The organism is Pseudosulfitobacter pseudonitzschiae (genome assembly GCF_900129395.1).
Taxonomy (GTDB): domain Bacteria; phylum Pseudomonadota; class Alphaproteobacteria; order Rhodobacterales; family Rhodobacteraceae; genus Pseudosulfitobacter; species Pseudosulfitobacter pseudonitzschiae.
On record NZ_FQVP01000001.1, the window covers coordinates 781,952 to 807,928 of the forward strand.

Consider the following 25,977-nt stretch of genomic DNA (forward strand, 5'->3'; position numbering starts at 1 on the left):
GCCCTTGCCGGATAACTACGCGATGGAAAATGTGGTCTATGTCCCGGGACTGTTGGAGGAACGTGTGCGGCTTGCCCAAAACAAGCCCAAGCGGACCCGCACCCGTCTTATGTTGCTCGCAGCAACAGCCGCCGAGCTTGAGCAATCGGGTTACGAGGCGCTGACGATCAACAACATCGTCGCGCGGGCCGGTCTGGCGCGCGGCACCTTTTATCTGTATTTCCCGAACCGGGCTGAAGCCGCGATTGCCGTGCGCCGCAGTTTCATGGCGCTCTTGCGCAAGACCCGGCCGCGTGGCGGTGCCAAGTTGAGCGCCTGGCAGGCGATTCACCGGATGAACCAGTTTTATGTCAGCTTCTACGCCCGCAACGCGCGGCTGTTGGCGGGCAATGGCGCCCTGTTCCACGAACGCCCCGAGCTGTTGCTGAACCGGGACCAGGTCAACCATCGCTGGGCGGGCATCCTGCTGCGGGACATGGTGCGCCGCGAAGGGATAAACCGTCTGACCCCCGAAGAGGAAAAGCGTCGCCTGTTGTCCTTGCGGCTGGTGATCATCATGGCCGACGAGGCGTTGAGAAACGCCTTTATCGATCCGCCGCCCTATCTGTCACAGGTGATCACTTCGCACGAGGATCTTGCCGATGTGCTGACAACGCTGTGGTATCGGTGCCTGTACGGCAAGGACCCCGACCCCGCAGAAAAGACGGCCTGACGCCCCCAGACTCACAGAACGGACCACCGCATCATGCGTATCACCCACCGGCAGCTCGAAGCCTTCGTCCAGTTCATGGAAACTGGCACAGTCACCGCCGCCGCTGACCGATTGTTCGTGTCGCAACCCGCGATGAGCAAGATGCTGGCGGGTCTTGAGATTGATCTGGCGCTGACCCTGTTCACGCGTGAGAAAAAGCGGCTGATCCCGACCGACGAGGCACAGCTTTTGTACAAGGAAGTGCGCCGCCTGTTCGGGTCGTTGGCCGATGTGGAACGCTTTGCGCAGGATCTGCGCGAATTCCGCACGGGCGAGCTGCGGATTATCACCGCGACCTCGATCGGGCACACGCTGATTTCCGAGGCCACAACCGAATTTGCCCAGGAATTCCAGGACGTGCACATCAAGATCGACACATCCAGCAACGTCGGCCCCGATGTCTTGCGGCAAAACGTCGATCTTGGTTTCTCCGTCACGCAGTTTCACCACCCTGCCCTGCGCACCGAGGCGCTGTTTCACGCCAGCGCCGTCTGCGTTCTGCCCAAGGGGCACCGCCTGTGCGCGCTGGACAAGATCACGCCACGCGATCTGGAAGGCGAGGAATTCGTGTCCTTCACCCGCGACAGCCGCATGCGCCACATCACCGATGCGGTGTTCGAACAGCGCCGCGTGTCGCGCAAGATGCGGCTTGAGGTGTTCACCTCGGCCGAAGCGAACGCATTGGTCAGCCGTGGCCTGGGCGTGGCGATTGTCGAGCCGCTGGGCGTCAGCCGTGGCATCTGGTCGGGTCTGGAAATCCGCCCCTTCGAGCCGCAGCTTGAATTCACCTTTTCACTGTTGCGCCCGCAGGATCGCGGCGACGTGGCGCTGGCGAACCGCTTTCTGGACATTCTCAAGGCGCGCATCCGCGACATGGCCGAAGGATCGCAAGCCGACTCCGGTACACTGAACGTCCGCCTTCCGCGCAGGAAAGACTGAGGCAGCGCCGCCACCCCATGCCCTGACGTTATCATCTCAGGTCAAATGGCGATTTTCATCTGTGCCGGCGGCCCAGCTAGACTGGCCTCAAAACGCGAGGAGTCCCTTAGATGACGATCAATCCAGACATTTCCAAATTCCACGACGAAATGACCGCATGGCGGCGTGATTTCCACGCCCATCCTGAATTGGGCTATGAAGAGCACCGCACCTCGGACATCGTGGCGGAGCGGTTGGAGAGCTGGGGCATCGAAGTGCATCGTGGCATGGCGGGGACAGGCGTGATCGGCGTCTTGCGTCAGGGCAACGATCCACGTTGCATTGGCTTGCGCGCTGATATGGACGCGCTGCCGATGCAGGAACAAAACGGGTTTGACCACGCCTCGACCAGCCCGGGCAAAATGCACGCCTGTGGTCACGACGGACATACCGCCATGTTGCTGGGTGCCGCCAAATATCTGGCCGAGACACGCAATTTTTCGGGCACGGTGAATTTCATCTTTCAGCCCGCCGAAGAGGCAGGCGCAGGTGCCAAGCGCATGGTCGCCGAAGGCCTGTTCGAGAAATTCCCGTGCGACACCGTCTGGGCGCTGCACAATGTACCGCAACTGGCCACCGGCACGGCGATTGCCCGCCCCGGCGCGGTGATGGCCGCCGTTGACGGCATGTCGATCACCATCAAGGGCAAGGGCAGCCACGGCGCACAGCCGCACAATGGCAACGATCCCATTTCGGTGGGCGTGATGCTGCACACGGCGCTGCAACATCTGTCGACGAAAAACATCAACCCGATCATGCCGAATGTGGTCAACGTGACACGCTTCAACTCGGGCACGGCGACCAACGTGGTGCCCGCACAGGCGGAACTGCACGCCACCATCCGCACCTTTGACATGGAGGCCCGCGAGACGATCAAGCGCCGTGTCGCCGAGATCTGCAAAGGCATGGAAGCGGTCTATAACATCGAGATCGATCTGGATTACCGTTGGGGCTGTTCGCCCACGATCAACAGCGTGGACGAATCCCTGTCGGCTCAGCGGGTGATCGGGCAGGTTCTGGGCGACGAGAATGTCATAACCGAATTTCCGCCCACCATGGGCGGCGAGGATTTCGCCGACATGCTGGCGGCGCGCCCGGGCTGTTATATCTTTATCGGCGGTGGCAAGACCGAGAACGATCCGCTGCTGCACCATCCCGAATACGACTTTAACGACGCGATCCTGCCCACCGGCGCGTCTTATTTCGCGGCATTGGTCGAAGATCAGTTGAAACCGAAGCAGCCCGCGTAACCGGCGCGGCATACAGCCACGACATGCCGCCCCACTGCCGGGCGGCATTGTCATTTCGGGCGGGACGCGTTTACGGGACGTCTTTGCGCCAGATTTGATCGACACGGTCAAACGACCCAAGGCGGTGATCGGTGCGCGCCTTTTGCAATTCGTTTTTCGCCACTTTGAATGATGTGGTGCGGGGCATGTCGGTGATGAACTCGAAATATCGCGGCACCTTGAATGACGCGAGCCGCCGAGACGCATATGCGGTGATCCGCGCCACCGTTTCCGCATCGGGCTGAAAACCGTCTTGCAGCTGGACAAAGGCTTTGACCTCTTCGCCGCGCAGATCGTCGGGGACAGGGATCAACGCAACCTCTTCGATCGCTTCAAAGTCTCGTAGCACGCCCTCGACTTCGCGGCAGGCGATGTTTTCGCCCGACCGCCGGATCATATCCTTCTTGCGGCCCACGATGTAGTGATAGCCCTGCGCATCCTTGCGGAACAGATCGCCGGTGCGGAACCAACCGTCCTGCAAAGCCTCGGCCGTGGCGTCGGGACGACCGATGTATCCCTGAAACATGCCCGATCCCTTGACCAACAACTCGCCAACTTCGCCCGTGGCGACGGCTTGTCCTTGATCGTCGACGATCATGGTGGTTCGAAATGGTGCGGCAATGCCGCAACTGCCCGAGCCGACCATATCCGTCGCCTCCATCGGCATATACATGCCCGATCCGATCTCGGTCATGCCAAAGGCTTCGCGCGCCACCAGCCCATAGCGCGCCTCAAGTGCTGCGTGGGCCGAGGCACGCACGCCGTAGATATTGGCGCGCACCACCGGGTTGTCGGCGTCATGCGCAGCGGGTGGTTGTTTGGTCGCGGCCTCGGGAAAGAGGCAAAAGTGGATTCGGTGCTGTGACAGCCATTGCGAAAACCGGCTGGCGCTTTGTCGTGCGCCTACCATCAGCGTGCCGCGCTGGTACATCGTCATCAGCAACAGCCATTGCGGGTCCATGTAACTGAACGGCGTGACCGCCAGAATCCGTTTGAACCGCTGCCCGTCGCGCCAGGCGTTGCTCATGCCCGAGGTCAGCCAATAACGGTGCGACAGCATACAGCCCTTGGGCAGTCCCGTGGTCCCCGAGGTATATTGAATGTTCATCAGGTCATCGCGGTCGATATCGGGGTGCGGGCATGCCGTGGCATCCGCAGCTGCAACCTTTGCATCCCAGCTTTCGGGTCCATCCGCACCCGCGATGGCAATTGCATCCGGTGTTAGAACGCCTGCCATCTCGCCGCCCAGAACGTCGGCAAAGCTGCTGTGAATGATCAAACGGGTCGCGCCCGAGTTCTCGATGGCATAGCGCAATTCGCGCGGGCTGTAGCGGGCGTTGACCGGCACCATGACCGCCCCGATCCGCGCCAGCCCCAACCACGCCAGCGGCATCTGCGGCACGTTGGGCAGCATCACCGCCACCCGGTCACCCTGCCCCACACCCCACCCGGCCAGCGCCGCCCCGACCTGACGCGATTGGCGGCGCACCTGCGCGTAGGTCAACGAGGTGCCTTCGTCAAAAAAGGTCCAAAGCAGCTGATCGGCACTGTCCGCCGCGGCCTGATCCAGAAGGTCGCCGATAGAGGTGGGCATGGCCGCGGTCTCGATCGTGTGACGACGTTCTTCCGGTGTCTGGCTTGGCAGGGTCAGAGGAACCGGTGTCGGCATGTCGGGGTGATCCTTTTGCGGCAAAGGCGGTGGTTCTGGAAAGGTTGTCCAAGTTTACCGATCCGCCGACGCCTCTCGCAAATAGCGAATATTCGCAAATTCATAACGAAAGGGCATGAACCAGAGGCAACTGCCTAGGCCGTGCAAACAGGCCAGGCGCGCACGCGGCACATGCCTTTTGACGAAGTGTTATTCCTATCGGTAATGGCACCCCAAGGGGAGGCCAAGACTGGCCTCTCCCGTTCTGCAATCACCGAAACAAAACCGTGCCTTCAGGCAGTGGCAAAAGGGTCCTCGACCAAGGGCCAGTAATTGCCATTGCGCCGCGTATAGGGTGACACCGGCCCTTCAAACCGGATCGCAGCGTCGGTCTTGACGTAGAAAATCGCGCTGGCGATGGGGGCAAAGCCTGCATAGAAATGCTGTGTCGATTTGACGACGACAATGGGCGCGTTGGCCGGGTCAAGCCCCAGACCGGTAAAAGCGTCAGGATTGAAGGTCTGCGTCCGCACATCGTTCAACACCAAAAGAACACCCTCTTTCGTTTCCAGAACCACGCAGTTGCCACAGCGCATACGCTGTCCCGCCACGGTGGTTTGTCGGTGGTCGTCCTGAACGGCATGTACCCGCACCTCAAGATCAAGCGGCGGACCGGACCGGGGCGAGAATTTGCCACCGATGCGCAGGGTCAGCGTGGCCCCGACGCCCGCGCCACGCACGATGCCGACCACAACGGGATCAAACATCATGCCGACAATCGCGCCCTTCACGCCCGCCTTTTGCAAGGCCGTGACCATATAGGTGCTGTCGGTGCCCGCACCCGTGCCCGCATTGTCCGCAGTGTCGGCCAGCACCACGCACGGTTTGCCGATGTCGCGCGCCTTGGCAATGCCTTGGTCCGGGGTCAGGGCGGCGGGCCGTGTCTGGTGGCGCAGGTCCCATACACGGTTTTTGAAGGTTTCCGCGGTCTCCTTGGCCTTGGCCGCATTTCCATCCGCATAGACCAGCATGTTGGAGCCCATTGCGGGAACATCACCATAGGCAAATCCGTGGCAGAAGCTGATCGACAGGATGCCGTCCTGTCCTTCGGCGTCGAACATGGATTGAACGAAATCCGTCATTGGCGGGGTCGTGGTGTGCCAGACCGACAACATGCGCATTTCGGCGCGGGCCGCGACCGGTTTGATTTCGCCGCGATGGGTGCGCACCAAAAGATCCCACAGGTCTTCGGCGCGTTCGGCCGTGTCCGTATGCGGGTATTCCTTGTAGCTGACGATCACGTCTGCGGCGTCGATCATCTTTTCCGTCAGATGGCAGTGCAGGTCCAGCTCGCAGCCGATGATGGCATCGGGCAGCAGCTTGCGGATCTCTTCCAATATCACCCCTTCGCAATCGTCCTCGCCGTCGGCAATCATCGCGCCGTGCAGGTTCAGCGCGACAATGTCGATGGGACCGGCCTTGGCCACATCGACAAGCAGTTCGTCGCGGAGCGCCTTCCAGACCTTGGCCAGCGTTACACCGCCGGGTTGTGCGGCGGCCATCAGGCCCTCGACCACTTCGAACCCTGCGGCCTCGGCATTCTTGCGCCAGACGTGCAACGGGGCGGTGAAATGTTCCGGCGCCTGCGCGGTGGCGTTGCCGTGAAACAGGCCAAGGCTTTCGTAATCCGCCATCGTGGTCGGAATGGTGGCGAACGTGTTGGATTCCGTGGCGATGCCACCAATGAAAACGCGGGTCATGTGAAAGCAGGCTCCAGTCTTTGCGGCGACAGACGGTCAGGTGTCAGCCCCGCGTCCCCAAGTGTCTGCGGGACAGGTTGCCCCAGCAGGATGGCGGCAGCGGCGCGTGACAAGGCAGGTGCCGATTGCACACCAAACCCTCCCTGCCCCGCATACCAGAACAGCCCCTCGGCCAGCGGATCGAAGCCGACCACGGGGTCCTTGTCGTCAAAAAAGCTGCGCAAACCGGCCCAGCTGTGCTGGACCCGCTGCACGGGGATATCCAGCCACTGCTGCATCCGGTCGATGGCGATGGCGATGTCCAGTTCTTCGGGGTACACCTCGCCCGGCGCGGCGGGTGTCTCATCCGACGGGCACACCATCAGCGTCTTGCCCTCGGGTTTGATGTAAAAGCTGACCCCGGCGTCCGCGATCAGCGGCCAATGCGCCATATCGCTGCCCGGCGGCACCGGAACCACGGCAATCGTGCGGCGCTTTGGGTGAATGGTCAGCGGCAGCGCCCCCGCCAGCTTGCCGATCCGGCTGGCAAAGGCACCCGCAGCGTTCACCACAAGCGGCGCATCGAAGGTGCCAACCGGGGTTTCGACCTGCCAGACGCCGCTGCGACGGGTCATGGCCGTGACCGCATGTCGGGTCAGCAACCGCGCGCCGCGACGTTGTGCGCCGCGCAGGAACCCTTGGTGCAGGGCATCCACGTCGATGTCGCAAGGCTCGTCGTCCCACAGCCCCATGACCGCCTTTGCCGTCAACGGCAGTCCCTGTGCCAAAAGCTGCGCCCGATCCAGCAAACGCAAGGGCCGCCCCTGCGACTTTCCTGTGTGACACAGGCGCGCCAATGATCCGGCACCCGCCTCATCCGTCAGCCGCAGCACACCGCGTCTGGACAACAAGGGCGCTGGGCTGAACCCTTCGGGCGGGGCGGCCAGAAAGGCGCGACTGGCCAGGCTTGCCGCCTGCATCAGCTCGGCCCCGGCATAGGGCGTCATGATCGCCGCAGAGCGCCCGGTGCTGTGGTGCGAGGGGCTGTCCTCCTGCTCGAGCAGCAGCACGTTGCACGACCCGGCCAGTTGCCACGCCAGCGACGCACCGGCGATGCCTGCGCCGATGATGATAACGTCGGGCTGGTTCATAGCGTCAGCTCGATCAGCATCGGGCCGCGCGTGTTGAACGCTTCGGCTAAAGCGGCACGCAGGGACGCGGTGTCACCCACGCGGCGGCCCGGCACGCCCATGCCTTCGGCCATCTTGACAAAGTCCAGCGTGGGGCGGTCGATTTCCAGCATATCCTGCATGGTGGCACCGCGATTGCGGGGGGTCAGGTTGCCGACCTCGCCTTGCAGAATGCGGTAGGACCGGTTGGCCAGGATCAACGTGGTCACGTTCAGGTTTTCACGCGCCTGCGTCCACAAGGCTTGCAGCGAATACATGGCCGAGCCGTCACCGATGATCGCAAGCACAGGTGCATCAGGGGCCGCCAGCGCTGCGCCCACTGACACCGGAGCGCCATAGCCGATGGAACCGCCCGTGTTCTGCAGCCACTGGTGCGGTGCCGCGGATGCCGTGGCGGTGAAGATCGGCACGCCGTTGGTCACGCATTCGTCCACCAGGATCGTCCCCTCGGGCATGTCATGCGCCAGAACGGCACCGATGGCGGCCGCATCCAGCGGACCATCGGGAATATCGGGACGCGCAGGCGCATCCGGTGCGACATAGGCCGGGGCGTCGCAGGCCTTGGCCAAGGCTGCCAGCCACGCGCCGGTGTCATCCTCGGGGCGGGACAGTTCAACCAGACGGGTGTGGGGCGCATAGATCTGGCCGCGCTCTTGCGGATAGCCGAAGAAGGCGACGGGGGCCGCGGCACCGGCCAGCACCAGCACAGGCACATCCATCAACCGTTCGCGGGCGACCAGACGGGCAAAGGGCAGCCGTTCGACGGGCGTGCGCCCTGCCCCGCGGTCTGTCACCGGGTTGGCCGTTTGCGCCATCAGCGCGGCACCGGTCCGCTCTGCAATCCGCGCGGCATCCTGCAAGGCGGTGCCGCGCAATGCTCGGTGGCCCAGAAACAGGATGGCACCGGGCGTCTTCAGCGCGTCCAAAGCGGCCTGAATGACCGCATCGTCAATCTTGGCACCGGCACGTTCGGCGCGGGGCAACGGACCGTCCGGCAGTTCCGCATCCGACCAGGCGGCATCAGCCGGCAACAGCACCGTGGCAATCCCCGGTTTCGCCCCCATGCTGTCGGCCACCGCCGCGGCCGTTTCCGCCGCAGCGCCGCGACCGGGCAGGATCGTGCGGGTCGAAACGCTGACCGTGCGCGACAGCGCCTCGATATCCGAGGTCAGCGGCGCGTCCAGACGCCGGTGCGCCGTCGCGTGATCGCCCACAATGTTCACGATCGGGCTGAGGGCGCGCGCCGCATTGTGCAGGTTGGACAATCCATTCGCCAAGCCCGGCCCCAGATGCAGCAGCGTCGCCGCGGGACGTCCCGCGATCCGCGCAAACCCGTCTGCGGCACCTGTGGACACATTCTCTTGCAGCACCAGGACAGGCCGCAGGCCCGGATGCGCGTCAAGCGCACCCAAAAAGTGCATCTCGGAGGTGCCGGGATTGGCCAGGCACAGATCAATCCCCTGATCCTGCAAGGTTCTGACTGTCACTTCTGCGCCGTTCATACCAATTCTCCTCTTGGTTCGGCTGACGATAGGTCAGCGAGGATCGCACGGAAAATAGTATCTCGCTCTGTTAACATTCTCTTAACTTATGAGTGTCAGGACACATGCATAGGGCACTCACCACGCCGCTGCTCAGAAGAATATAAATATTGGTTATGTTTAGCGAGCCGGTTTGAATTTTACAGATCACCCCGACTGCTCCGACAGTGGAGGGACAAAAGACAGCGCATTTGTTGCCGCTGCCAACCCAGGGAGATCACCAGATGAAGACCTTTCTAACTATCGTCGCGACCAGTGTCTGCGCCGCCATGGCGACCACTGCGGCAGCTGACGTCGTTCACGCCACATGGGGTGGCGGAGGCGCCATCGCACTTAAGGACAACGTGCAAACCCCGTTCACCGAAGAATCCGGGATCGTCGCCACAGTGGCCGAAGTGCCCAACACGGCCGGCGCCGTTCGCTCGCCCACGGCTTCGCAGTACAACGTTGTCACCGTCACCTTCTTTGAAGGCGTCGCCATGGCCGATCTGGACCTGCTTGAAGGGTTCAAGGACGAGGAAATTCCCGGCATCGAAGACCTGCCGCCCGAAATCATCATCCGCAACGAAGAAGGCCTGATCGTCGGCATCCCGTCGTCGTTCAGCTATTATGGCATCGGCTATAATTCGGACCTGGCCAGCGCCGAGGATTTCTCATCGTGGAAGGATCTGACAGACCCGAAATGGAAGGGCAAACTGTCCGTCACCCGCCCCACCTATGCCGCGTCCTATGACCTGACGATGTTCGCGCACGCCAATGGCGGTGACGCGGAAAACATCGAGCCTGGCGTCGAGATCCTGACCGGTCTGGTGAAGAACGCGCTGACAACCTACACATCGCTGGCCCATATCAACACGCTGATGGGCACTGGCGAAGTTGTCGCGGTGCCGATGTATTCCACACGCATCTGGCAGTTGCGTGAACAGGGCCAGAAAAACCTGAACATCACCATCCCCAAGGAAGGCGCGCTGATGCTGGCCTATGCCTCGGTCGTGCCAAAGGGATCGGCAAACCGCGACGAAGTGTTGAAATACCTGGCCTATTCGATCAAGCCCGAAACACAGGTGCGTTCCGCCGTGGCGACCGGGTCGATCCCCACCAACACCAAGGCAGAGCTGCCCGCAGATTACATTGAATCGCTTGGCTTGCCCTTCGACGAGCTGCTTTCGAAAATGTACAAACCCGACTGGAAGATCATCGTTCAGAACCATGAAGAGCGGGTGAATATGGTCGAACAGATCATGGCAAACGCGGGCAACTAAACCGCCCTTACAGCGTCTCCCTGCACCCGGCCTTGACCTCTCTCGGTTCGGGTGCCCTTTTTTCGGAGTATTCCATGACGACGACACTTAACCCGTCTGTTTCTGACGTTCAAAATGTCACCGGCAGCATCGACATCGCATCTGTCTCTAAATCCTACGGCGACACCGAGGTGCTGTCGAATGTGAACCTGAGCATTCCGGCAGGAAACTTTCTGACGCTGCTGGGACCATCGGGATGCGGCAAGACCACGCTGTTGCGACTGATAGCCGGTTTCATCGAGCCGACCAAGGGCAAGATCGCCATCGACGGGCGCGACATGAATGGCGTGCCCACGCAAAAGCGCCCCATCGGTATGGTGTTTCAGAACCTTGCGCTGTTTCCCCACTTTAGCGTGGCCGAAAACGTCGCCTACGGATTGAAACTGCGCAAGACTCCTGCTGCAGAGATGCAGCAACGCGTCGACCGTTTTATCGACCTGGTCGGCCTGAACGGCATGGGTGACCGGCGCATCGCGCAACTGTCCGGTGGTCAGAAACAACGTGTGGCCCTGGCCCGTTCGCTGGTGCTGGAACCCTCCATTCTCTTGCTGGACGAACCGCTGTCGGCGCTGGACATGCAGTTGCGCAAGCAGTTGCAGATCGCGCTGAAGGACATCCAGCAAAAGCTGAAGACCACATTTGTCTTTGTCACCCATGATCAGGAAGAGGCGACAATGATCTCGGACACGGTCGTGGTGATGAGCAATGGCCACGTCCAGCAGGTCGGCGCGCCGCAAGACATCTATGCCAGCCCCGAAACCCTGTTCGTTTCCAAATTCATCGGCGAACTGAACGAAATCCCGGCCCGCGTGACCGACACCGGTCCACAACTGTCCATAGACACCGCCGCGGGACAGTTCACGCTGCCCGCCAGTGCCGCGCGTGGCTTTGCCCCGCGGGCGGGCGACGCTGCAGTCATCTGCCTGCGTCCTGAACAGCTAAAGGTGCTGCCCGCAGGGGCGAATGTCACGGGCCAGACAACGCTGAACGCCACGGTGATCAGCCGGCTGGTTATCGGTCCGCTGACCCGCGTCAGCCTGCGCGTGGGCGAGACAGATATGATCGCGGTGATGATGACCGATGCCGACACGGCGCCCCTGCCCTCGGGCAGCGCCTGCAAGGTCAGCTTTAACCCCGACCACGCAAGGCTGTTTGCGCCGTTGTCAGACGATATGGCTTCAGCCTTTGGAGAACACGCATGAACAGCGGCGAGCGTCTGACATTCAGCAAATCCCTGATGCTGCTGCCGATGCTGATCATCCTCGCGATGTTCTTCATCTCGGTCTTTACCCTGTTCAGCAGCGCCTTTGTCGACCGGGGCGGATTTTCGCTGAAGTATTTCCAGCAGATCATCGACCGGCCCGACTATCACATCGTGTTCTATCGCACGGTGCTGTCGTCGATCACTGTGGCCATTCTGGCGGTGCTGTTTTCCTATCCCATTGCCTTGTTGCTGTGGCGTGCAAACAAATGGCGCAACCTCTTGCTGATCGTGGTGCTGGTGCCCTGGCTGGTCAGCCTTGTGGTGCGGACCTATGGGTGGATCGTGTTGCTGGGCCCCAAGGGGTTTATCAACGCCTTTCTGGGATGGCTGGGGGTGATCGATGAACCCGTAAAGCTGATGTTCAACGACACCGGCATCATCATCGGGCTGACCCATGTTCTGGTGCCTTTTGCGGTGATCTCGATTCTGTCGTCGCTGCTGTCGATCGAGGAAAACCTGGAAGAGGCCTCGCGGGTGCTGGGCGCCTCGGGCTTTCAGACCTTTCGCAACATCGTCCTGCCGCTGTCGCTGCCGGGTGTGTTTACCGCGCTGATGGTTTTGTACCTGGCCTCGGTCGGGGCCATCGTGACGCCGCTGCTGCTGGGCGGGATCACCGAGAAATTCGTCGGCTCGCAAATCTATCAGGAGGTCATGGCGACCTATAACATGAGCAAGGCCGCCGCGTGGTCGATCTGCCTGTTATCGCTGTCCTTTGTGTCCCTTGTGATCATCAAGATGATCGAACGCCGCGCCCTGCGCGGACAGGAGTAATCCCATGCGCACCATGAGCCCCCTCAGCCGCACCCTTGGCATTGTGTTCCTGCTGGCCCTGCCCTTGCCGATCTTCATTGTCTTTGGCGCGTCGTTCAACGGCTCGGCCTATATCCAGTTTCCACCCGAGAGCTATTCACTGCGCTGGTACATCGAAGCGTTCACCGACCCGCGCTGGGCGCGCGCTGTGGGCACGTCACTGTGGATTGCTGCCGTGACATCCGTGGTGGTGACGACGATCAGCTTTATGGCGGCATATTTCACCCTGCGTTACGCGCCCAGGATCAATACGATGCTGGAACTGGCGATCTTTTCGCCGCTGTTTTTCCCGCATGCCTGTATGGGTGTGGCGGCGGTGGCGCTGATGGCCAAGCTGGGGATCGTGGGCACGCCCGGTGCGATCATCCTGGCCCATGTCATCGTCACCGTGCCGTTTTCCTATCGGCCCGTGCACGTGGCCCTGCGGTCGGTTGACCCGGACCTGATCCGCGCCGCCGAAGTCATGGGGGCGTCCGAGTTGCGCGCGCTCAAGGATATCATCCTGCCGATCTGCCGGTCGGGTATCCTGACCTCGTTGCTGTTTACCGGTATCATTTCCTTTGACGAGGTGACCGTGACCATGTTCCTGATCGGGCCTGAAATCACGACTTTGCCGGTGCAGATCTTCACCTTTATCCAGGACGACGCATCGCCGGTTCTGGCGGCAATCTCTACGATTTCGGTGATCATCACCTTTCTTGCCATCGTGTTGCTGGAGCGGGTTGCCGGGCTGACGTTCTTTGTCCAGCGTTCAGGGAGCTGACCTCATGCCGCCCATGCGTCCCGACCTTCCCCCTCCGCCGGGCACACGCAGTTTCGAAGACATCGCCTTTGGCAGCCACGAACGGCAGGCGATTGATGTGCACCTGCCCCCATCGGGCAAGATCAACGGCGTGGTGGCCAACATCCACGGGGGCAGCTGGCAGTGGCTGGACCGCAAGGTGATTGCGTGCTGGAACCTGCTGGACCACGGGTTTGCCATCGTCGGCATGGGCTACCGCATGTCCGACCACGCGGTCTTTCCGGCGCAGATCTGTGACATCAATGTCGGTCTGGCCAAGCTGGTACAGATTGCCCCCGATCTTGACCTGCCCATGGACCGTGTGGCCGTCATGGGGCTGTCAGCGGGGGGACATCTGGCGGCACTGGCCGGGCTCGCCTGTGACCAACCGGGGTTCGGGCCGTCGCATGGCATCGACATCAAGGGGGTCATCGACATCTATGGGCCATCCGACCTGATCACGCTGGACGGACAATGGTCCAACGACCCGACCCGGCCACCGTCAGCGGTGACGAAACTGCTGGGCACATCGGTCACAGCCGACCCGCACCACGCCTATCGCGCCAGCCCCGTGGCCCATGTGACCGACCAGCCCGCGATGCCGTTCCTGTTTATCCATGGGGACGAGGACACCGTCGTGCCATTGTCACACAGCCTTGTCCTGCATGCGCAATTGACCGCGAATGGCACGGCCAGTTTTCTCAAGGTGATAAAGGGCGGCGGACATGCCACGCCGGACATGCACGCGCCGCCGGTTCAGGAGATGATCGCGAAATTCCTCAAAAAGGTTTTCTGAACCAAGCCTTACCCCAAGGCATAGCCGGCACCGCGCACGGTGCGCACCGGGTCAGTCCCGCCCGAGAGGGTCAGGGCCTTGCGCAGCCGACCGATGTGCACGTCAACGGTGCGCGTATCGACATAGATGTCGCGCCCCCAGACACGGTCCAACAGGCTTTCACGGCTCCAGACACGACCCGGCTTTTCCATGAACGTGCTGAGCAGGCGAAACTCGGTCGGTCCCAGCTTGATCTCGGCCTCCCCACGGGTGACGCGGTGGCGTTCGGCGTCCAGGATGATGTCCTCGTAATGCAACTGTACGCCCACCGTGGCGGGCCGCACGCGGCGCAACTGGCTGCGCACACGTGCCATCAGTTCGATCATCGAATAGGGTTTGACCACATAGTCGTCGGCACCGGTTTCCAGGCCTCGCACCTTGTCGACCTCTTCCGAGCGCGCAGACAGCATTATCACAGGAATATCACGGGTTTCCGGCTTGATCTTCAACCTTCGGCAGACCTCGATCCCACTTAGGTGCGGCATCATCCAGTCCAATACGATGATGTCCGGCGACGCCTCGTCGATCATCATCATCGCATCTTCGCCGTTGCCCGCCGACACCACATCAAATCCTTCGGCAGACAGGTTATACACCAGAACCTCGCGCTGGGCGGGTTCATCCTCGACCACAAGCACACGTGGCTGATCTGCTGACATGGTCCGGCCCCTTTACAGCGGTTGAACCGACGTCGTGTCGGCCTTGGAACGGTTTTCATCAGCGTGCACGCCGGTGACCAGATACACGGTCTGTTCGGCAATCGACGTCACGTGATCGCCCATGCGCTCGACGTTTTTCGCGATGAAATGCAGGTGCATACAGGCGGTGATGTTGCGCGGATCTTCCATCATGAAGGTCAGGAATTCGCGGAACAGCGCGTTGTACATCTGGTCGACTTCCATATCGCGGTCGATCACATCCTGCGCCAGCTCTGCGTCGCGGTTCACATAGGCGTCCAGCGCGTCCTTGAGCATCCGCTCGACCTCGCGCGCCATGCGGCGCAGGGCCCCCGCGCTGTCGCTGACCGGCGACAGTTGCGCCAGAACGCCGGTGCGCTTGGCCATGTTTTTCGCATAGTCGCCAATACGTTCCAAGTTGGCGCTAATCTTGATCACGCTCAGGATCAGGCGCAGGTCCACCGCGATCGGCGCGCGCAGGGCAATGACGCGGGCGGCCTCTTCGTTGATGGTTTCCTCAAGCGCGTCGATCTTCTTGTCGGCCTTGCGGACCGCCTCGGCGCGTTCTTCATCGCGGGTTTCAAGGCTGATGGCAGCCTCCAAAATCGCTTCTTCTACCAGTCCGCCCATTTTCATGATCTGCGCCTGAATGGTTTCCAGGTCGCGGTCAAAGACGGAAGCAATGTGTTGATCTGACGGCATTATTACTGCTCCTTAGCCGATACGGCCAGTGATATAGCTTTCGGTGCGCGGGTCGGTCGGGTTGGTAAAGATCGTGCCCGTCTCGCCGTATTCGACAAGATTCCCAAGGTGGAAGAACGCGGTTTTCTGGCTGACGCGCGCGGCTTGCTGCATCGAGTGGGTTACGATCACCACCGAATAGTTCTGGCGCAATTCGTCAATCAATTCCTCGACTTGCGCGGTGGCAATCGGGTCCAGCGCCGAACAGGGTTCGTCCATCAGCAGCACTTCGGGCTCGGTCGCCACGGCGCGTGCGATGCACAGACGCTGTTGCTGGCCACCCGAAAGACCGGTGCCGGGCGCATCGAGGCGGTCCTTGACCTCGTTCCAGATCGCCCCGCGCCGCAAGGCACGTTCAACGATGTCGTCCAGATCGGCCTTGTTCCTGGCCAGACCGTGAATGCGCGGGCCGTAAGCCACGTTGTCATAGATCGACTTGGGGAACGGGTTTGGCTTTTGGAACACCATGCCCACCTTGGCGCGCAACTGCACCGGATCGACGCGCTTGTCATAGATGTCTTCGCCGTCGATCATGATGTCACCCTGGACGCGGCATACATCAATTGTGTCGTTCATCCGGTTGATACAACGCAGGAAAGTTGACTTGCCGCAGCCCGAAGGCCCGATGAAGGCCGTGACAGTTTTGTCTTCAATGTCGACGTTCACGTCCTTGATGGCATGTGTATCGCCATAATAGACCTGCACGTTGCGCGCACTGATTTTCAGTTTCTGGGTATCCACGGTTCTCTCCGCCATTAGGTCTTTCATTGGTCTATCTTTCCTTTCTTACCAACGCCGCTCGAAGCGCCGCCGCAGGATGACCGCGATTGTGTTCATGGCCAGAAGGAAGACCAGCAGGATGATGATACCACCCCACGCGCGTTCGTAAAACGCCGGGTCCGCCCGTTTGGCCCATTCGTAGATTTGCGCAGGCATGGCCGAGTTCGGCGCCAGCAGTCCGCTGGCGATGCCGTCGGGTGCGTTCGAGGCGATAAAGCCCACCATACCGATCAACAGCAAAGGTGCCGTTTCCCCCAGTGCCTGTGCCAGGCCGATGATCGTGCCGGTCAGGATACCGGGTGCAGCCAAGGGCAGCACGTGGTGGAACACCGACTGCATTTTCGACGCGCCGACCCCCAAAGCCGCATCGCGGATCGACGGCGGCACCGCCTTGAGCGACGCGCGGGTCGAGATGATGATTGTGGGCAGCGTCATCAGCGTCAGCACCAGACCACCGACCAGCGGGGCTGATGTGGGCAGGTGCATGTAGTTGATGAACACGGCAAGGCCCAGAATACCGAACACAATCGACGGCACCGCGGCCAGGTTCGAGATGTTGACCTCGATGATATCCGTGATCCAGTTCTTGGGCGCGAATTCTTCCAGATAGATGCTGGCCGCGACCCCGATGGGCAGCGCCAAGACCAGCACCACCAGCATCATGAAGAACGACCCCAGCATCGCCACCCCCATGCCGGCCGCCTCGGGGCGGGCGTCAGAGGCATCGGCACCGGTGATAAAGGACAGGTTGAATTTCTTCGTCAAAATGCCCTGAGCGATCAGTTTGTCCACGAAATCAAGCTGTTCGGCGCTGATGCTCTTGTCGTTCGCGATGCTGTCGCGGCTGACCCGCCCTTTCATATAGCCATCAACCCGGCTGGAGGCGAGAAAGTTGAACGAGACCTGCTGACCCACCTTGTCAGGGTTTGCCAGCACATAGTCGCGCAACTGCGCAGGCGCACCTTTTGAAAGGATATCCGCCATATCGCCGGCCGAAATCTGTCCTTCCATGCCGGTCTTTTCCACCATGTCCGTCATCGCCGCTTTCAACAGCGGCGCGTAGCCAAAGGTCGAAACCTTTTTCATCTCTTCGATGTCACGGTTGCCGGACTTGTCCAGCTTGTCCTCAAGCAGCGCCACGTCAAGGGTGACAAAGGTCTGGGTGAAAGCGCCGGTGCCGCGGCTGACGATGTTGAACAACAAGATCGCCAGCATCAGCAGGCCTACGGCAATCGCAAGGATTCCGTAAAACTTGAAGCGGGTCTCGGCGGCGTTGCGTTTGCGGGTGCGTGCGTCGGCCTGCAACAGCGTGCCGTGTACGTGCGGGGTGTCGGATGTCATGTCAGTCATCAGTCATACTGCTCGCGGTATTTGCGCACGATATAAAGCGCGATCACATTCAGCCCCAGGGTCAGGACAAACAGCGTCAGACCCAGGGCAAAGGCCACCAGCGTTTCGGGGCTGGCAAAGTTGGTGTCCCCCGTCAGCTGGCTGACGATACGGGTGGTGATGGTGGTCATCGCCTCAAGCGGGTTGGCCGAAATCTTGGCAATCGCCCCTGCCCCCAGCACCACGATCATGGTCTCGCCGATGGCGCGGCTGGCGGCCAGCAGGATGGCGCCCACGATGCCCGGCAAGGCGGCGGGAAGCACCACCTGGCGGATGGTTTCGGAATGGGTCGCGCCCAGCCCAAGCGAGCCGTCGCGCATGGCCTGCGGCACCGCGTTGATGATGTCATCGGAGAGCGAGCTGACGAATGGGATCAGCATGATGCCCATGACCAGACCGGCGGTCAGCACAGAGGTTGCACCGCTCATCCACTCGACACCCAACAGGCCCTGTTCACCGCGACCAAATATGTTGACCAGTGCGGGGCCGACTGTCAGCAGGGCAAACAGACCGTAAACAATCGTGGGAATGCCGGCGAGAATCTCCAGCAACGGCTTGGCCGCGCTGCGCAGCTTGGGACCTGCGTATTCGCTGAGATAGATGGCCGAGAACAACCCGATGGGCACAGCCACCAGAAGGGCGATGATCGAGATATAGAGCGTGCCCCACAAGAGCGGCAGGATCGACAGGTCGCTGTCACCGCGAAAGTTCGGGGCCCAGGTGCTGCCGAAGAAAAAGTCGGTCCAGGAATGCAGGCGGAAGAAGTTGATCGATTCAAACAGCATCGACAACACGATGCCCACGGTGGTCAGGATCGCGATGCTGGCCGACAGGATGAGCAGTGTCAAAATGCCCTTTTCCACCATGTTGCGGGCGCGGAAATCGGCATTGGTCACCCGCAGCGACAGGACAAATCCCGCCAGCGCGATCACGGTCACCAATGCGACCATCCAGAAGCGGCCCGTGGAGGACTGCGCGCGGTACATCTGGGCGGCGTCCAGCACCGGCTGTTCCACAGCCGATCCCAGCGCCACACCTTCGGCGGCCAAGGTGGCGCGCAGGTCTGTGGTGCCAGCGTCCAGCGTGGTGACTTGCTCGGCGTCCATGACGCCGCGTTGTATGATCACGTCCAGACCATCGGCCAGACGGCGCACATCGCTCATCACCAGCCCGCGTGACGAACCTTCGGCAATGGCACTGTCGGGGATCGTCTTGAACACGGCGTTGTCGATCATCATCGGCTGCGCCAAAAGCCAAATGACCAGCACGCCCAACGCGGGCACTGCGGTCAGCATCGCGGCATTCCAGCCGTAATAGTTTGGTAGCGAGTGAAGGTTGCGGCGGTCGCCGTTCCCGGACGCCATCGCGCGGCTGCGGGCCATGTAGAACCCCAGGGCAGACAGCCCCAGCACCACGATGACCATCAAGGCCGCGGCGCTGCCACCGATGAGGCCGTTAAAAAGATCGGACATTCTCTATCCCCCGGCGGGTGAGCTTTGGCGCACCCAAGTCGTCATTTGCCTTGAAGCGTCTCAAGACCGGATTTGGTAAAAGGCGGCGCGGTTTCTGCGCCGCCTTTCGAGGTCATCAGACCAAAAGCTTAGGACGCGCCACCCATGACGACTTCGTCAGCCACAACGCCTTGGGTTTTCGCCAGTTCGGGATCAGCCACCAGACCGTAGTCCGCCAGCGGGCCGTCGGGGCCTGCGATCTCATCCGACACGAAGAACTCGGCATATTCTTTCAGGCCGGGGATCACGCCGATGTGCGCTTTCTTGACGTAGAAGAACAGCGGGCGCGACACGGGGTATTCGCCGGTCGAGATGCTTTCGGTCGAAGGTGTCACACCCGACATGGTTGCCACTTGCAGCTTGTCGGTGTTGTTTTCGTAAAAGGCCAGACCGAACACGCCGATGCCGTCCGCGTTGCTTTCGATACGGGCCAGTGTTTCGGTATAGTCGCCGTCGATGTCGACCGACTTGCCGTCTGTGCGCAGTGCGATACAGGCTTTTTCAGCAGCTTTCTTGTCGTCGCCGTTGGCGGCCTTGAACGCTTCGAAGTCACCGGATTCTTCGCAGCCTGCGAGGATCACTTTTTCTTCGAACACTTCACGTGTGCCGTGCTTGGTGCCGGGCACGAAGGCCTGGATCGGCTGGGCGGGGAACGCGGGGTTCACCTGGTCCCATGTGGTGTAGGGGTTGGCGACAACTTCGCCGTCCACGACCACTTTGTCGGACAGGGCTTTGTACCAGTCTGTGGGTGTGAATTCGAAGGTGTTGCCGTTGATGTCGCTTGCAAACACGATGCCGTCATAGCCGATCTGAACTTCGATGATGTCGGTCACGCCGTTGGCGGCACAGGCTTCAACTTCGCTGTCCTTGATTTTGCGCGAGGCGTTTGCCACGTCGATGGTGTTTTCGCCGACGCCTTCGCAGAAGCGTTTCAGGCCAGCGGACGAGCCACCCGATTCCACGACGGGTGTCGGGAAGTCAAAGTTTTCGCCAAAAGCTTCGGCCACGATCGAGGCATAGGGCAGAACGGTCGAGGAACCGGCCACTTGGACCTGATCACGGGCAGCGGCGGCACCGGCAGCGACGGCCGCGATGGCGAATGTAGAAGTTGCAAGTTTTACAAAGGACATTTCAGTCTCCTGTTTGCGTGTTTCATAGTCTTGGAGCACCCCCATTGGCGTCCTTGCCGCCGACCTAGAGCGTGGACGCTATGCTTTTGTGACAGTTGCGTAACAGTTTTATGACAACCGGCGGGAATGGCAGATTTTCAGAAGGGTTTTCTTAGGGATTTGGATTTCGGCGGTTCAAGCATGCCACACTCAATGGCGCGCACAGCCATGGCACCATATCACACTGCGCCCGTTGAGATTCTGATAGATGTCCTGGCTGTCACACCACATGGGAAAGCCAAGCAGCAGCCCCAGGGATACCGCATCTGTCGCCGTTCAGGGGTGATCCTGTATCACGCCGCTGCCCTCGGGCTGCAACAATGGCAGCGCCACCTGCACCGTCGTGCCCTGCCCCAGCACACTGTCAATCCGCAACCGGCCACGGTGCCGGCTGACGATATGTTTGACGATGGCAAGGCCCAAGCCCGTCCCGCCCAGTTCGCGGCTGCGGTGGTTGTCGGCGCGGTAGAACCGTTCGGTCAGGCGCGGCAGGTGCACCGGATCAATGCCCGGTCCGTCATCCTCGACCACAATCGTCGCACCCGGTCCACGCAGCGGGCGCAGGTAGTCATGTACCTCGAGCCGCAAGGTGACCTTGCCATTCTTGCCGCCGTATTTGATCGCGTTTTCAATCAGGTTGCTGACCACCTGCACCAACTGGTCACGGTCGGCGGCCACGGCCACCGGATCATCGCCCAGCTCTGCCACCAGCGTGACCGATGATTCTTCGGCCAGCGGCGTCATCAGCGGCATCACCGATGACAGACATTCGCGCAGGTTGACCTGCGTCGTGGGCCGCACCCGTTCGTCGCCTTCGACCCGGCTCAGCGACAACAGGTCACCCACCAGCCGGTTCATCCGCTCGGCCTGATCCTGCATGATGCCCAGAAACCGCGCCTGCGCCGCGGGATCGTTGCGCGCAGGGCCACGCAGGGTCTCGATAAACCCCATAAGCGCCGTCAGCGGTGTGCGCAGTTCGTGGCTGACGTTGGCGACGAAATCACGGCGCATCTGTCCTGCGGCCTGAACCTGTGTGACATCCTCGAAGGTCAGCAGCACCATCGGCGCTTCGTCATCGACCACCACCTGTGCCACGTGCACCGAAAACGTGCTGTGCTGCGATCCGTCGTTGGTCAGATAGGGTGCGGTGCGGGGCTTGCCCTGGCGCAGGCACGCCTCGACCGCGTCCAGCAGCGCAGGCTGGCGCAGCATGGTGACATAGGGCCGCCCTTCGATCCGCTGGCCAATCAGATTGCGCGCCGCTGCATTTGCGCCGACGATGACCTCTGACTGGTTCACCACCAGCCCCGGCATCGGCAGCGCCTCGAGCATGGCGCGGATCGCATGGTCCTGCGGCATGGACCTCAGCCCTTTACGGCAGCGGCGACTGCGCGTTCAAAGATCGCAACAAGCGCGTCGGGATCTTCCAGCCCCACGGACACGCGAAAGAAACCTTCGGACATCCCAAGGGACGCGCGCCGCTCGGCGGTCAGTGCCCGGTGCGAGGAGGAGGCCGGATGCGACAGCGTGGTGCCCACATCGCCAAGCGTCGGCGCAAAGCTCAGGCCCTCCGCGGCAGTGGTGAACGCGTTGGCGGCGTCGCGGCCCCCGTCCAGCTCGAAGCTGACCATGTTGCACCAGCGCCCTTGCAGCAGGTCGGCGGCGCGGGCGTGGTCCGGGTGGTCGGTGCGCGCAGGGTAGATCACACGCTTGACCCCGCTGAAGCCCGCCAAAGCGTCGGCCAGTTTCATCGCCGTGGTCTGGCACCGCTCGAACCGCAAATCAAAGCTGAGCATGCCGCGCTCGGCCAGCCAGCAGTCAAACGGGCTGGGTGTCATGCCTGCGGTCACGGTAAAGACCCGCAGCCGCGTGTTGATCGCCGCATCGCGCGCCGCGACATAGCCCAGCATCACGTCGGAATGGCCCGCCAGCAGCTTGGTCACCGAATGGATGACGATGTCGGCGCCATGTTCAAAGGGCTGATAGGCACGCGGCGTGGTGAATGTGTTGTCGACCACCAACAGCACGCCCGCCTCTTTGGCCAACTTGGCCAGCCCCTTCATATCGGCCACGCGCAGCGTCGGGTTCGATACCACCTCGACCAGGATCATCCGGGTTTCGGGGCGCAGGGCGGCACGCACGGCATCCACGTCACCGGGATCGGCCAGCGTCGTTTCGATGCCCAGACGCGGCAGGTCCTCGGCCATCATGCGCAGCGACCGTCCATAAAGCTGGTTGCCGCCGATCACGTGATCACCCGATTTCAGCAATCCCAACAGCACCGCCGAAACCGCCGCCATCCCGCTGGAGGTCACGACACCGGGGTTTGGTGCATTCTCCATGCGGTCCAGCAGACCCGCAACCACATCGGCGTTGGGGTGACCCTCGCGGCTGTAGGTATAGCCATGCAGCTTGCCCTCGTACTGGCCGTCCAACATGTCAGGCGTGTCGCTGGCGTAGACCACCGACGGCGACAACGGGGTGACCACCGGGCGCGATGCACTTCCGGGCAAGGGAACGGGGCGGATCAGCGATCCTTTCTCGTTGCGCATTTTAGCCGACCTTTGTCATGCCGTCGCGGAACCGGCGCATGTTGTCCTGATAATGCAGCGCGCTGGCCTCAAGCCCCTTGATCGCAGCGGCGTCCAGTTCGCGCACCACCTTGCCCGGTGCCCCCATGACCAGCGACCCATCGGGGATCACCTTGTTTTCGGTGATCAGCGCCCCTGCCCCGATCAGGCAGTTGTTGCCGATCTTGGCCCCGTTCAGGATCGTGGCACCCATGCCGATCAGGCTGTTGTTGCCGATGGTGCAGCCGTGCAGCATGACCTTGTGACCGATGGTGCAGTTTTCACCGATGGTCAGCGGATAACCACGATCGATGTGCATTACACAGTTTTCCTGCACGTTGCTTCCCTTGCCGATGCGGATTTCCTCGTGGTCGGCACGGATCGTGACCCCGAACCAGACGCTGGAGCCTTCTTCCATCACGACCTTGCCGATCAGGTTGGCATCATGTGCCACCCATGTATCGGGGTGTATGTCGGGGCGATCTGCGCCCAAGGCGAAAATGGTCATATCTGCTCCTGAAACTCGGATTGAAGTTTGCGCACGTGCTCTGTCAGGTTCGGCTGCTGGCTGCGCCGCATCCGGGCGACCTCGATAATCTTTTTAAGGCTGTCTTCGGTTTCGTCCAGATCATCATTCACCAGAACGTAATCATAACCGTCCCAATGGCTGATCTCGTCCCAGCACTTTTTCATGCGCTGGTCGATGACCTCTTTGCTGTCCTGCCCGCGCGCTTCCAGACGGCGGCGCAGTTCGTGGATGCTGGGGGGCAGCAGAAAGACCGACAACGTGTGCATGCCCAACACCGAATTGCGGATCTGTTGCGCGCCCTGCCAATCGATGTCGAACAGCACGTCGTTGCCCTGTTCGATCGCGGCACGCACAGGGGCCGTGGGCGAGCCATAGAAGTTGCCGAAGACATGCGCATGTTCCAGCATCTCGTCGTTGTTCACCATCGTCTTGAAGACGTCTTCGGTCACGAAATGATAGTCGAACTTGTCCACTTCGCCGACGCGCGGGGGGCGGGTGGTGGCCGAGACGGAAAAACTGATCGTAGTGTCCCAGGCCCGCAGACGCTTGGCCAGCGTGCTTTTGCCTGCGCCCGAGGGCGACGACAGGATCATCAGCAGGCCCCGGCGGTCGTTCTTGCGGCGTTCGATTGTCATTGGCGGTTACTCCACATTCTGCACTTGTTCACGCATCTGGTCGATCAGCGCCTTCAACGCCAGCCCCACCCGCGTCAGTTCGGTATTCTGCGCCTTCGAGCACAGTGTATTGGCCTCGCGGTTGAACTCCTGCATCAGGAAATCCAGTTTCCGACCGACAGGACCGGCCGCGTCAATCAGATCACGCGCGGCTGTGACATGGGCACCCAGCCGGTCGATTTCCTCGGTGATGTCGGATTTGACCGCAAGCAACGCCAGCTCCTGCGCGACACGCGCGGCATCCAGACCATCGGCGTTTTCCACGATGCGCGCCAAATTGCGGCGCAGGTTTTCGGCCACCTCGTCCTTGCGGGCCTCGGCCACGCGGGCGGCCTCGGCGGTCAGCGCGGCGACCTCGTCCAGTTGGGCGTGCAACACGTGGGCCAGCGCCCTGCCCTCGCTGGCGCGCATCTGTACGAAATCCTGCACCAACGCCGTCACATCAGCCTCGATCGCCGCCTTCAGCGGGCCGGTGTCCTGATCGACGCTGGTCTGGTCCAGCACGCCGCGCATCACCGCAATGTCGGTGGCCTTGGAGGGGGCAAGCGACAGGCCAAGGTCCATGGCCTGCGCCTCGATTTCGGTCAGGGCGGTCAGCACGGCGGACAATTGCGCATTGTTGACCTGCACCATGCCGCCAGCATCCTCGCGGGTGACACGCACGTTCAGCGTGATGTTGCCCCGCGCCACATGGGCTGCCACAAGCGCGCGCAGGGCGACCTCAAGCCCCTCGACCCAATCGGGCACGCGCAGGCGGATATCCAGCCCCTTGCCATTGACGCTGCGCAACTCGCAGCTCCAGCGATAGGCACCGCTTTCCCCCGCAGAGGTGGCAAAGGCGGTCATGGAATGAAGGGCGGGGTTTGGGGCTGATTTGGTCATGACATTGCAATAGGGCCTTTGGGGTGCAGTGGGCAACCCACAGCGGCGGTTCCCGCAAAGGCAGAAATCCGCGAACAGGTTACACGGCACCGGACGCTGTTAACCAACTCTTAAGATTTCAGACCGATGAAGGAAGTGTTCGGTTATTAATGGTTTGGTAACGATGTGGCAGACCTTTCTGCTCAATAAGGCTAAGGTAGGCATGTAATGGATTTCTTCGAACGCAACCCGCAGAACGTGGTGGCTATGACAGATTTTCAGGCAGATTCCGGCTTTTCCGCCCTCTCGCAGGTCGAAGGCTATTGGGATGCGCTGCGCCGTTCGCGTTTGATGCCGAAACGATCCGAGATCGATCCGCGCGGAATCGAATCCGCGCTGGAATTCACCTTTATCCTGGAACGCATCGCCCCCGGCATGGCCCGGCTGCGCATCGCGGGCAGCCACCTGGGCGACCTTATGGGCATGGAGGTGCGCGGGATGCCGCTGACCGCGCTGATTGCGCCCGACGGGCGGCGGCAGGTTTGCGACGCATTGGAAGAAGTGTTCCAGCGCCCGGCCGTTTGCGAGGTACATCTCAACGCGCCTGCGGCATTTGACAAACCGGCACTGGAAGCCCGCATGGTGCTGTTGCCGTTGAAAAGCGATCTGGGGGATGTCAGCCGCGCATTGGGCTGTTTCGTGGCGCGCGGCACCATCGGACGCAAGCCGCGCCGTTTCGACGTCATTTCGGTGACCAGCCGCGCAATCACCGCACCCGCGACAACATCGGCGCCGACCGAACCCTCGCCAGGGCAGAACCCGACACGCCAGTCCGGCATGGCAGAAGACGCCAAGCCCTTTGTCAAAGGCCGGCGCTCCGGCGATGTGCCCTATCTGCGGCTGATCAAGACCGACACCAAGACAGACTGAAGTGAGGTTCTTCCGACGG

At 61.5% G+C, this 25,977-nt stretch carries 24 protein-coding genes; 9 read left to right on the forward strand and 15 right to left on the reverse strand.

Going from position 1 to position 25,977, the window contains the following annotated elements:
• Window positions 1-22 precede the first annotated feature (22 nt).
• The 3 genes from BUC08_RS03805 to BUC08_RS03815 all read left to right on the forward strand — a co-directional run bounded on the left by BUC08_RS03805 (window position 23) and on the right by BUC08_RS03815 (window position 2,979).
• Window positions 23-712, forward strand: a complete 690-nt coding sequence (locus BUC08_RS03805) for a TetR/AcrR family transcriptional regulator (protein ID WP_037920452.1) — start codon at window positions 23-25, stop codon at window positions 710-712.
• A 33-nt stretch (window positions 713-745) separates the two neighbouring features.
• Window positions 746-1,690 (forward strand): LysR substrate-binding domain-containing protein, encoded by a 945-nt coding sequence (locus tag BUC08_RS03810; protein ID WP_051693778.1) that lies wholly within the window; start codon window positions 746-748, stop codon window positions 1,688-1,690.
• 110 nt (window positions 1,691-1,800) lie between these two features.
• Window positions 1,801-2,979 carry a M20 aminoacylase family protein gene (locus tag BUC08_RS03815; RefSeq protein WP_037920450.1) on the forward strand — a complete coding sequence of 393 codons (1,179 nt, stop codon included), beginning with the start codon at window positions 1,801-1,803 and terminating at the stop codon, window positions 2,977-2,979.
• A gap of 70 nt (window positions 2,980-3,049) precedes the next feature.
• Here BUC08_RS03815 and BUC08_RS03820 read toward each other — a convergent pair whose 3' ends face one another.
• From BUC08_RS03820 to BUC08_RS03835, 4 genes are all read right to left on the reverse strand, one after another.
• Complete coding sequence (locus BUC08_RS03820; RefSeq protein WP_051693776.1) at window positions 3,050-4,687, reverse strand: class I adenylate-forming enzyme family protein; 1,638 nt, start codon at window positions 4,685-4,687, stop codon at window positions 3,050-3,052.
• Window positions 4,688-4,959: 272 nt separating this feature from the next.
• Window positions 4,960-6,426 (reverse strand): M81 family metallopeptidase, encoded by a 1,467-nt coding sequence (locus tag BUC08_RS03825; protein ID WP_037920449.1) that lies wholly within the window; start codon window positions 6,424-6,426, stop codon window positions 4,960-4,962.
• Window positions 6,423-7,556, reverse strand: a complete 1,134-nt coding sequence (locus BUC08_RS03830) for an NAD(P)/FAD-dependent oxidoreductase (RefSeq protein ID WP_037920441.1) — start codon at window positions 7,554-7,556, stop codon at window positions 6,423-6,425. Before BUC08_RS03830 ends, BUC08_RS03825 begins: the two co-directional genes overlap by 4 nt.
• Window positions 7,553-9,097, reverse strand: a complete 1,545-nt coding sequence (locus BUC08_RS03835) for an acetolactate synthase large subunit (protein WP_037920439.1) — start codon at window positions 9,095-9,097, stop codon at window positions 7,553-7,555. Before BUC08_RS03835 ends, BUC08_RS03830 begins: the two co-directional genes overlap by 4 nt.
• Window positions 9,098-9,360: 263 nt before the next feature.
• Here BUC08_RS03835 and BUC08_RS03840 point away from each other — a divergent pair, with 263 nt between their 5' ends.
• The 5 genes from BUC08_RS03840 to BUC08_RS03860 all read left to right on the forward strand — a co-directional run bounded on the left by BUC08_RS03840 (window position 9,361) and on the right by BUC08_RS03860 (window position 14,088).
• The gene (locus BUC08_RS03840; protein ID WP_037921955.1) at window positions 9,361-10,398 is read left to right on the forward strand and encodes an extracellular solute-binding protein; all 1,038 of its coding nucleotides are present in this window, start codon (window positions 9,361-9,363) and stop codon (window positions 10,396-10,398) included.
• Between the two features lie 74 nt (window positions 10,399-10,472).
• A complete protein-coding gene (locus BUC08_RS03845) occupies window positions 10,473-11,639 on the forward strand; it encodes an ABC transporter ATP-binding protein (RefSeq protein ID WP_051693771.1) in 1,167 nt (388 codons plus the stop codon).
• Window positions 11,636-12,472 carry an ABC transporter permease gene (locus tag BUC08_RS03850; RefSeq protein ID WP_051693769.1) on the forward strand — a complete coding sequence of 279 codons (837 nt, stop codon included), beginning with the start codon at window positions 11,636-11,638 and terminating at the stop codon, window positions 12,470-12,472. The genes BUC08_RS03845 and BUC08_RS03850 overlap by 4 nt, the downstream gene beginning before the upstream one ends.
• 4 nt (window positions 12,473-12,476) lie before the next feature.
• Entirely contained in the window at window positions 12,477-13,274 is a 798-nt protein-coding gene (locus tag BUC08_RS03855) for an ABC transporter permease (protein WP_037920438.1), read from the forward strand.
• A 4-nt stretch (window positions 13,275-13,278) separates the two neighbouring features.
• Window positions 13,279-14,088, forward strand: a complete 810-nt coding sequence (locus BUC08_RS03860; protein ID WP_051693767.1) for an alpha/beta hydrolase — start codon at window positions 13,279-13,281, stop codon at window positions 14,086-14,088.
• 8 nt (window positions 14,089-14,096) lie between these two features.
• On the opposite strand, the gene phoB is transcribed toward BUC08_RS03860, so the two are convergent.
• From phoB to BUC08_RS03915, 11 genes are all read right to left on the reverse strand, one after another.
• A complete protein-coding gene (gene phoB / locus BUC08_RS03865) occupies window positions 14,097-14,786 on the reverse strand; it encodes a phosphate regulon transcriptional regulator PhoB (protein WP_037920435.1) in 690 nt (229 codons plus the stop codon).
• 12 nt (window positions 14,787-14,798) lie between these two features.
• On the reverse strand, window positions 14,799-15,506 hold the full coding sequence (gene phoU / locus BUC08_RS03870) for a phosphate signaling complex protein PhoU (protein ID WP_037920433.1): 708 nt from the start codon (window positions 15,504-15,506) through the stop codon (window positions 14,799-14,801).
• A gap of 12 nt (window positions 15,507-15,518) precedes the next feature.
• Window positions 15,519-16,301 carry a phosphate ABC transporter ATP-binding protein PstB gene (gene pstB, locus BUC08_RS03875; protein WP_397467035.1) on the reverse strand — a complete coding sequence of 261 codons (783 nt, stop codon included), beginning with the start codon at window positions 16,299-16,301 and terminating at the stop codon, window positions 15,519-15,521.
• 30 nt (window positions 16,302-16,331) lie between these two features.
• Window positions 16,332-17,675: a phosphate ABC transporter permease PstA gene (pstA, locus tag BUC08_RS03880; protein ID WP_037920430.1), complete on the reverse strand. Its 1,344-nt coding sequence runs from the start codon at window positions 17,673-17,675 to the stop codon at window positions 16,332-16,334.
• The gene (gene pstC, locus BUC08_RS03885; protein WP_224769749.1) at window positions 17,675-19,186 is read right to left on the reverse strand and encodes a phosphate ABC transporter permease subunit PstC; all 1,512 of its coding nucleotides are present in this window, start codon (window positions 19,184-19,186) and stop codon (window positions 17,675-17,677) included. The genes pstA and pstC overlap by 1 nt, the downstream gene beginning before the upstream one ends.
• A gap of 128 nt (window positions 19,187-19,314) precedes the next feature.
• Window positions 19,315-20,355, reverse strand: a complete 1,041-nt coding sequence (locus tag BUC08_RS03890; RefSeq protein WP_037921940.1) for a substrate-binding domain-containing protein — start codon at window positions 20,353-20,355, stop codon at window positions 19,315-19,317.
• 315 nt (window positions 20,356-20,670) lie between these two features.
• On the reverse strand, window positions 20,671-21,753 hold the full coding sequence (locus tag BUC08_RS03895) for an ATP-binding protein (RefSeq protein ID WP_037920427.1): 1,083 nt from the start codon (window positions 21,751-21,753) through the stop codon (window positions 20,671-20,673).
• A gap of 5 nt (window positions 21,754-21,758) precedes the next feature.
• Window positions 21,759-22,946, reverse strand: coding sequence for a trans-sulfuration enzyme family protein (locus BUC08_RS03900; protein ID WP_037920423.1), 1,188 nt, complete (start codon window positions 22,944-22,946; stop codon window positions 21,759-21,761).
• A gap of 1 nt (window position 22,947) precedes the next feature.
• Window positions 22,948-23,472 (reverse strand): gamma carbonic anhydrase family protein, encoded by a 525-nt coding sequence (locus tag BUC08_RS03905; protein WP_037920420.1) that lies wholly within the window; start codon window positions 23,470-23,472, stop codon window positions 22,948-22,950.
• A complete protein-coding gene (gmk, locus tag BUC08_RS03910; protein ID WP_037920413.1) occupies window positions 23,469-24,128 on the reverse strand; it encodes a guanylate kinase in 660 nt (219 codons plus the stop codon). The genes BUC08_RS03905 and gmk overlap by 4 nt, the downstream gene beginning before the upstream one ends.
• 6 nt (window positions 24,129-24,134) lie before the next feature.
• Window positions 24,135-25,049, reverse strand: coding sequence for a YicC/YloC family endoribonuclease (locus BUC08_RS03915; RefSeq protein ID WP_037920410.1), 915 nt, complete (start codon window positions 25,047-25,049; stop codon window positions 24,135-24,137).
• A 207-nt stretch (window positions 25,050-25,256) separates the two neighbouring features.
• On the opposite strand from BUC08_RS03915, the gene BUC08_RS03920 reads away from it, so the two are divergent.
• The gene (locus BUC08_RS03920) at window positions 25,257-25,958 is read left to right on the forward strand and encodes a PAS domain-containing protein (protein ID WP_037920408.1); all 702 of its coding nucleotides are present in this window, start codon (window positions 25,257-25,259) and stop codon (window positions 25,956-25,958) included.
• Window positions 25,959-25,977: the final 19 nt, after the last annotated feature.

Excerpts from the sequence above, each read along its gene's own strand:
- gmk (WP_037920413.1), bottom strand. The coding sequence starts at position 24,128 with ATGACAATCGAACGCCGCAAGAACGACCGCCGGGGCCTGCTGATGATC.
- BUC08_RS03905 (WP_037920420.1), bottom strand. The coding sequence starts at position 23,472 with ATGACCATTTTCGCCTTGGGCGCAGATCGCCCCGACATACACCCCGAT.
- BUC08_RS03850 (WP_051693769.1), top strand. The coding sequence starts at position 11,636 with ATGAACAGCGGCGAGCGTCTGACATTCAGCAAATCCCTGATGCTGCTG.
- BUC08_RS03830 (WP_037920441.1), bottom strand. The coding sequence starts at position 7,556 with ATGAACCAGCCCGACGTTATCATCATCGGCGCAGGCATCGCCGGTGCG.
- pstA (WP_037920430.1), bottom strand. The coding sequence starts at position 17,675 with ATGACTGACATGACATCCGACACCCCGCACGTACACGGCACGCTGTTG.
- phoU (WP_037920433.1), bottom strand. The coding sequence starts at position 15,506 with ATGCCGTCAGATCAACACATTGCTTCCGTCTTTGACCGCGACCTGGAA.
- BUC08_RS03815 (WP_037920450.1), top strand. The coding sequence starts at position 1,801 with ATGACGATCAATCCAGACATTTCCAAATTCCACGACGAAATGACCGCA.
- BUC08_RS03855 (WP_037920438.1), top strand. The coding sequence starts at position 12,477 with ATGCGCACCATGAGCCCCCTCAGCCGCACCCTTGGCATTGTGTTCCTG.
- phoB (WP_037920435.1), bottom strand. The coding sequence starts at position 14,786 with ATGTCAGCAGATCAGCCACGTGTGCTTGTGGTCGAGGATGAACCCGCC.
- pstC (WP_224769749.1), bottom strand. The coding sequence starts at position 19,186 with ATGTCCGATCTTTTTAACGGCCTCATCGGTGGCAGCGCCGCGGCCTTG.
- BUC08_RS03860 (WP_051693767.1), top strand. The coding sequence starts at position 13,279 with ATGCCGCCCATGCGTCCCGACCTTCCCCCTCCGCCGGGCACACGCAGT.
- BUC08_RS03835 (WP_037920439.1), bottom strand. The coding sequence starts at position 9,097 with ATGAACGGCGCAGAAGTGACAGTCAGAACCTTGCAGGATCAGGGGATT.
- BUC08_RS03810 (WP_051693778.1), top strand. The coding sequence starts at position 746 with ATGCGTATCACCCACCGGCAGCTCGAAGCCTTCGTCCAGTTCATGGAA.
- BUC08_RS03820 (WP_051693776.1), bottom strand. The coding sequence starts at position 4,687 with ATGCCGACACCGGTTCCTCTGACCCTGCCAAGCCAGACACCGGAAGAA.
- BUC08_RS03845 (WP_051693771.1), top strand. The coding sequence starts at position 10,473 with ATGACGACGACACTTAACCCGTCTGTTTCTGACGTTCAAAATGTCACC.
- BUC08_RS03900 (WP_037920423.1), bottom strand. The coding sequence starts at position 22,946 with ATGCGCAACGAGAAAGGATCGCTGATCCGCCCCGTTCCCTTGCCCGGA.
- BUC08_RS03890 (WP_037921940.1), bottom strand. The coding sequence starts at position 20,355 with ATGTCCTTTGTAAAACTTGCAACTTCTACATTCGCCATCGCGGCCGTC.
- BUC08_RS03805 (WP_037920452.1), top strand. The coding sequence starts at position 23 with ATGGAAAATGTGGTCTATGTCCCGGGACTGTTGGAGGAACGTGTGCGG.
- BUC08_RS03920 (WP_037920408.1), top strand. The coding sequence starts at position 25,257 with ATGGATTTCTTCGAACGCAACCCGCAGAACGTGGTGGCTATGACAGAT.
- BUC08_RS03825 (WP_037920449.1), bottom strand. The coding sequence starts at position 6,426 with ATGACCCGCGTTTTCATTGGTGGCATCGCCACGGAATCCAACACGTTC.
- pstB (WP_397467035.1), bottom strand. The coding sequence starts at position 16,301 with ATGGCGGAGAGAACCGTGGATACCCAGAAACTGAAAATCAGTGCGCGC.
- BUC08_RS03840 (WP_037921955.1), top strand. The coding sequence starts at position 9,361 with ATGAAGACCTTTCTAACTATCGTCGCGACCAGTGTCTGCGCCGCCATG.
- BUC08_RS03915 (WP_037920410.1), bottom strand. The coding sequence starts at position 25,049 with ATGACCAAATCAGCCCCAAACCCCGCCCTTCATTCCATGACCGCCTTT.
- BUC08_RS03895 (WP_037920427.1), bottom strand. The coding sequence starts at position 21,753 with ATGCCGCAGGACCATGCGATCCGCGCCATGCTCGAGGCGCTGCCGATG.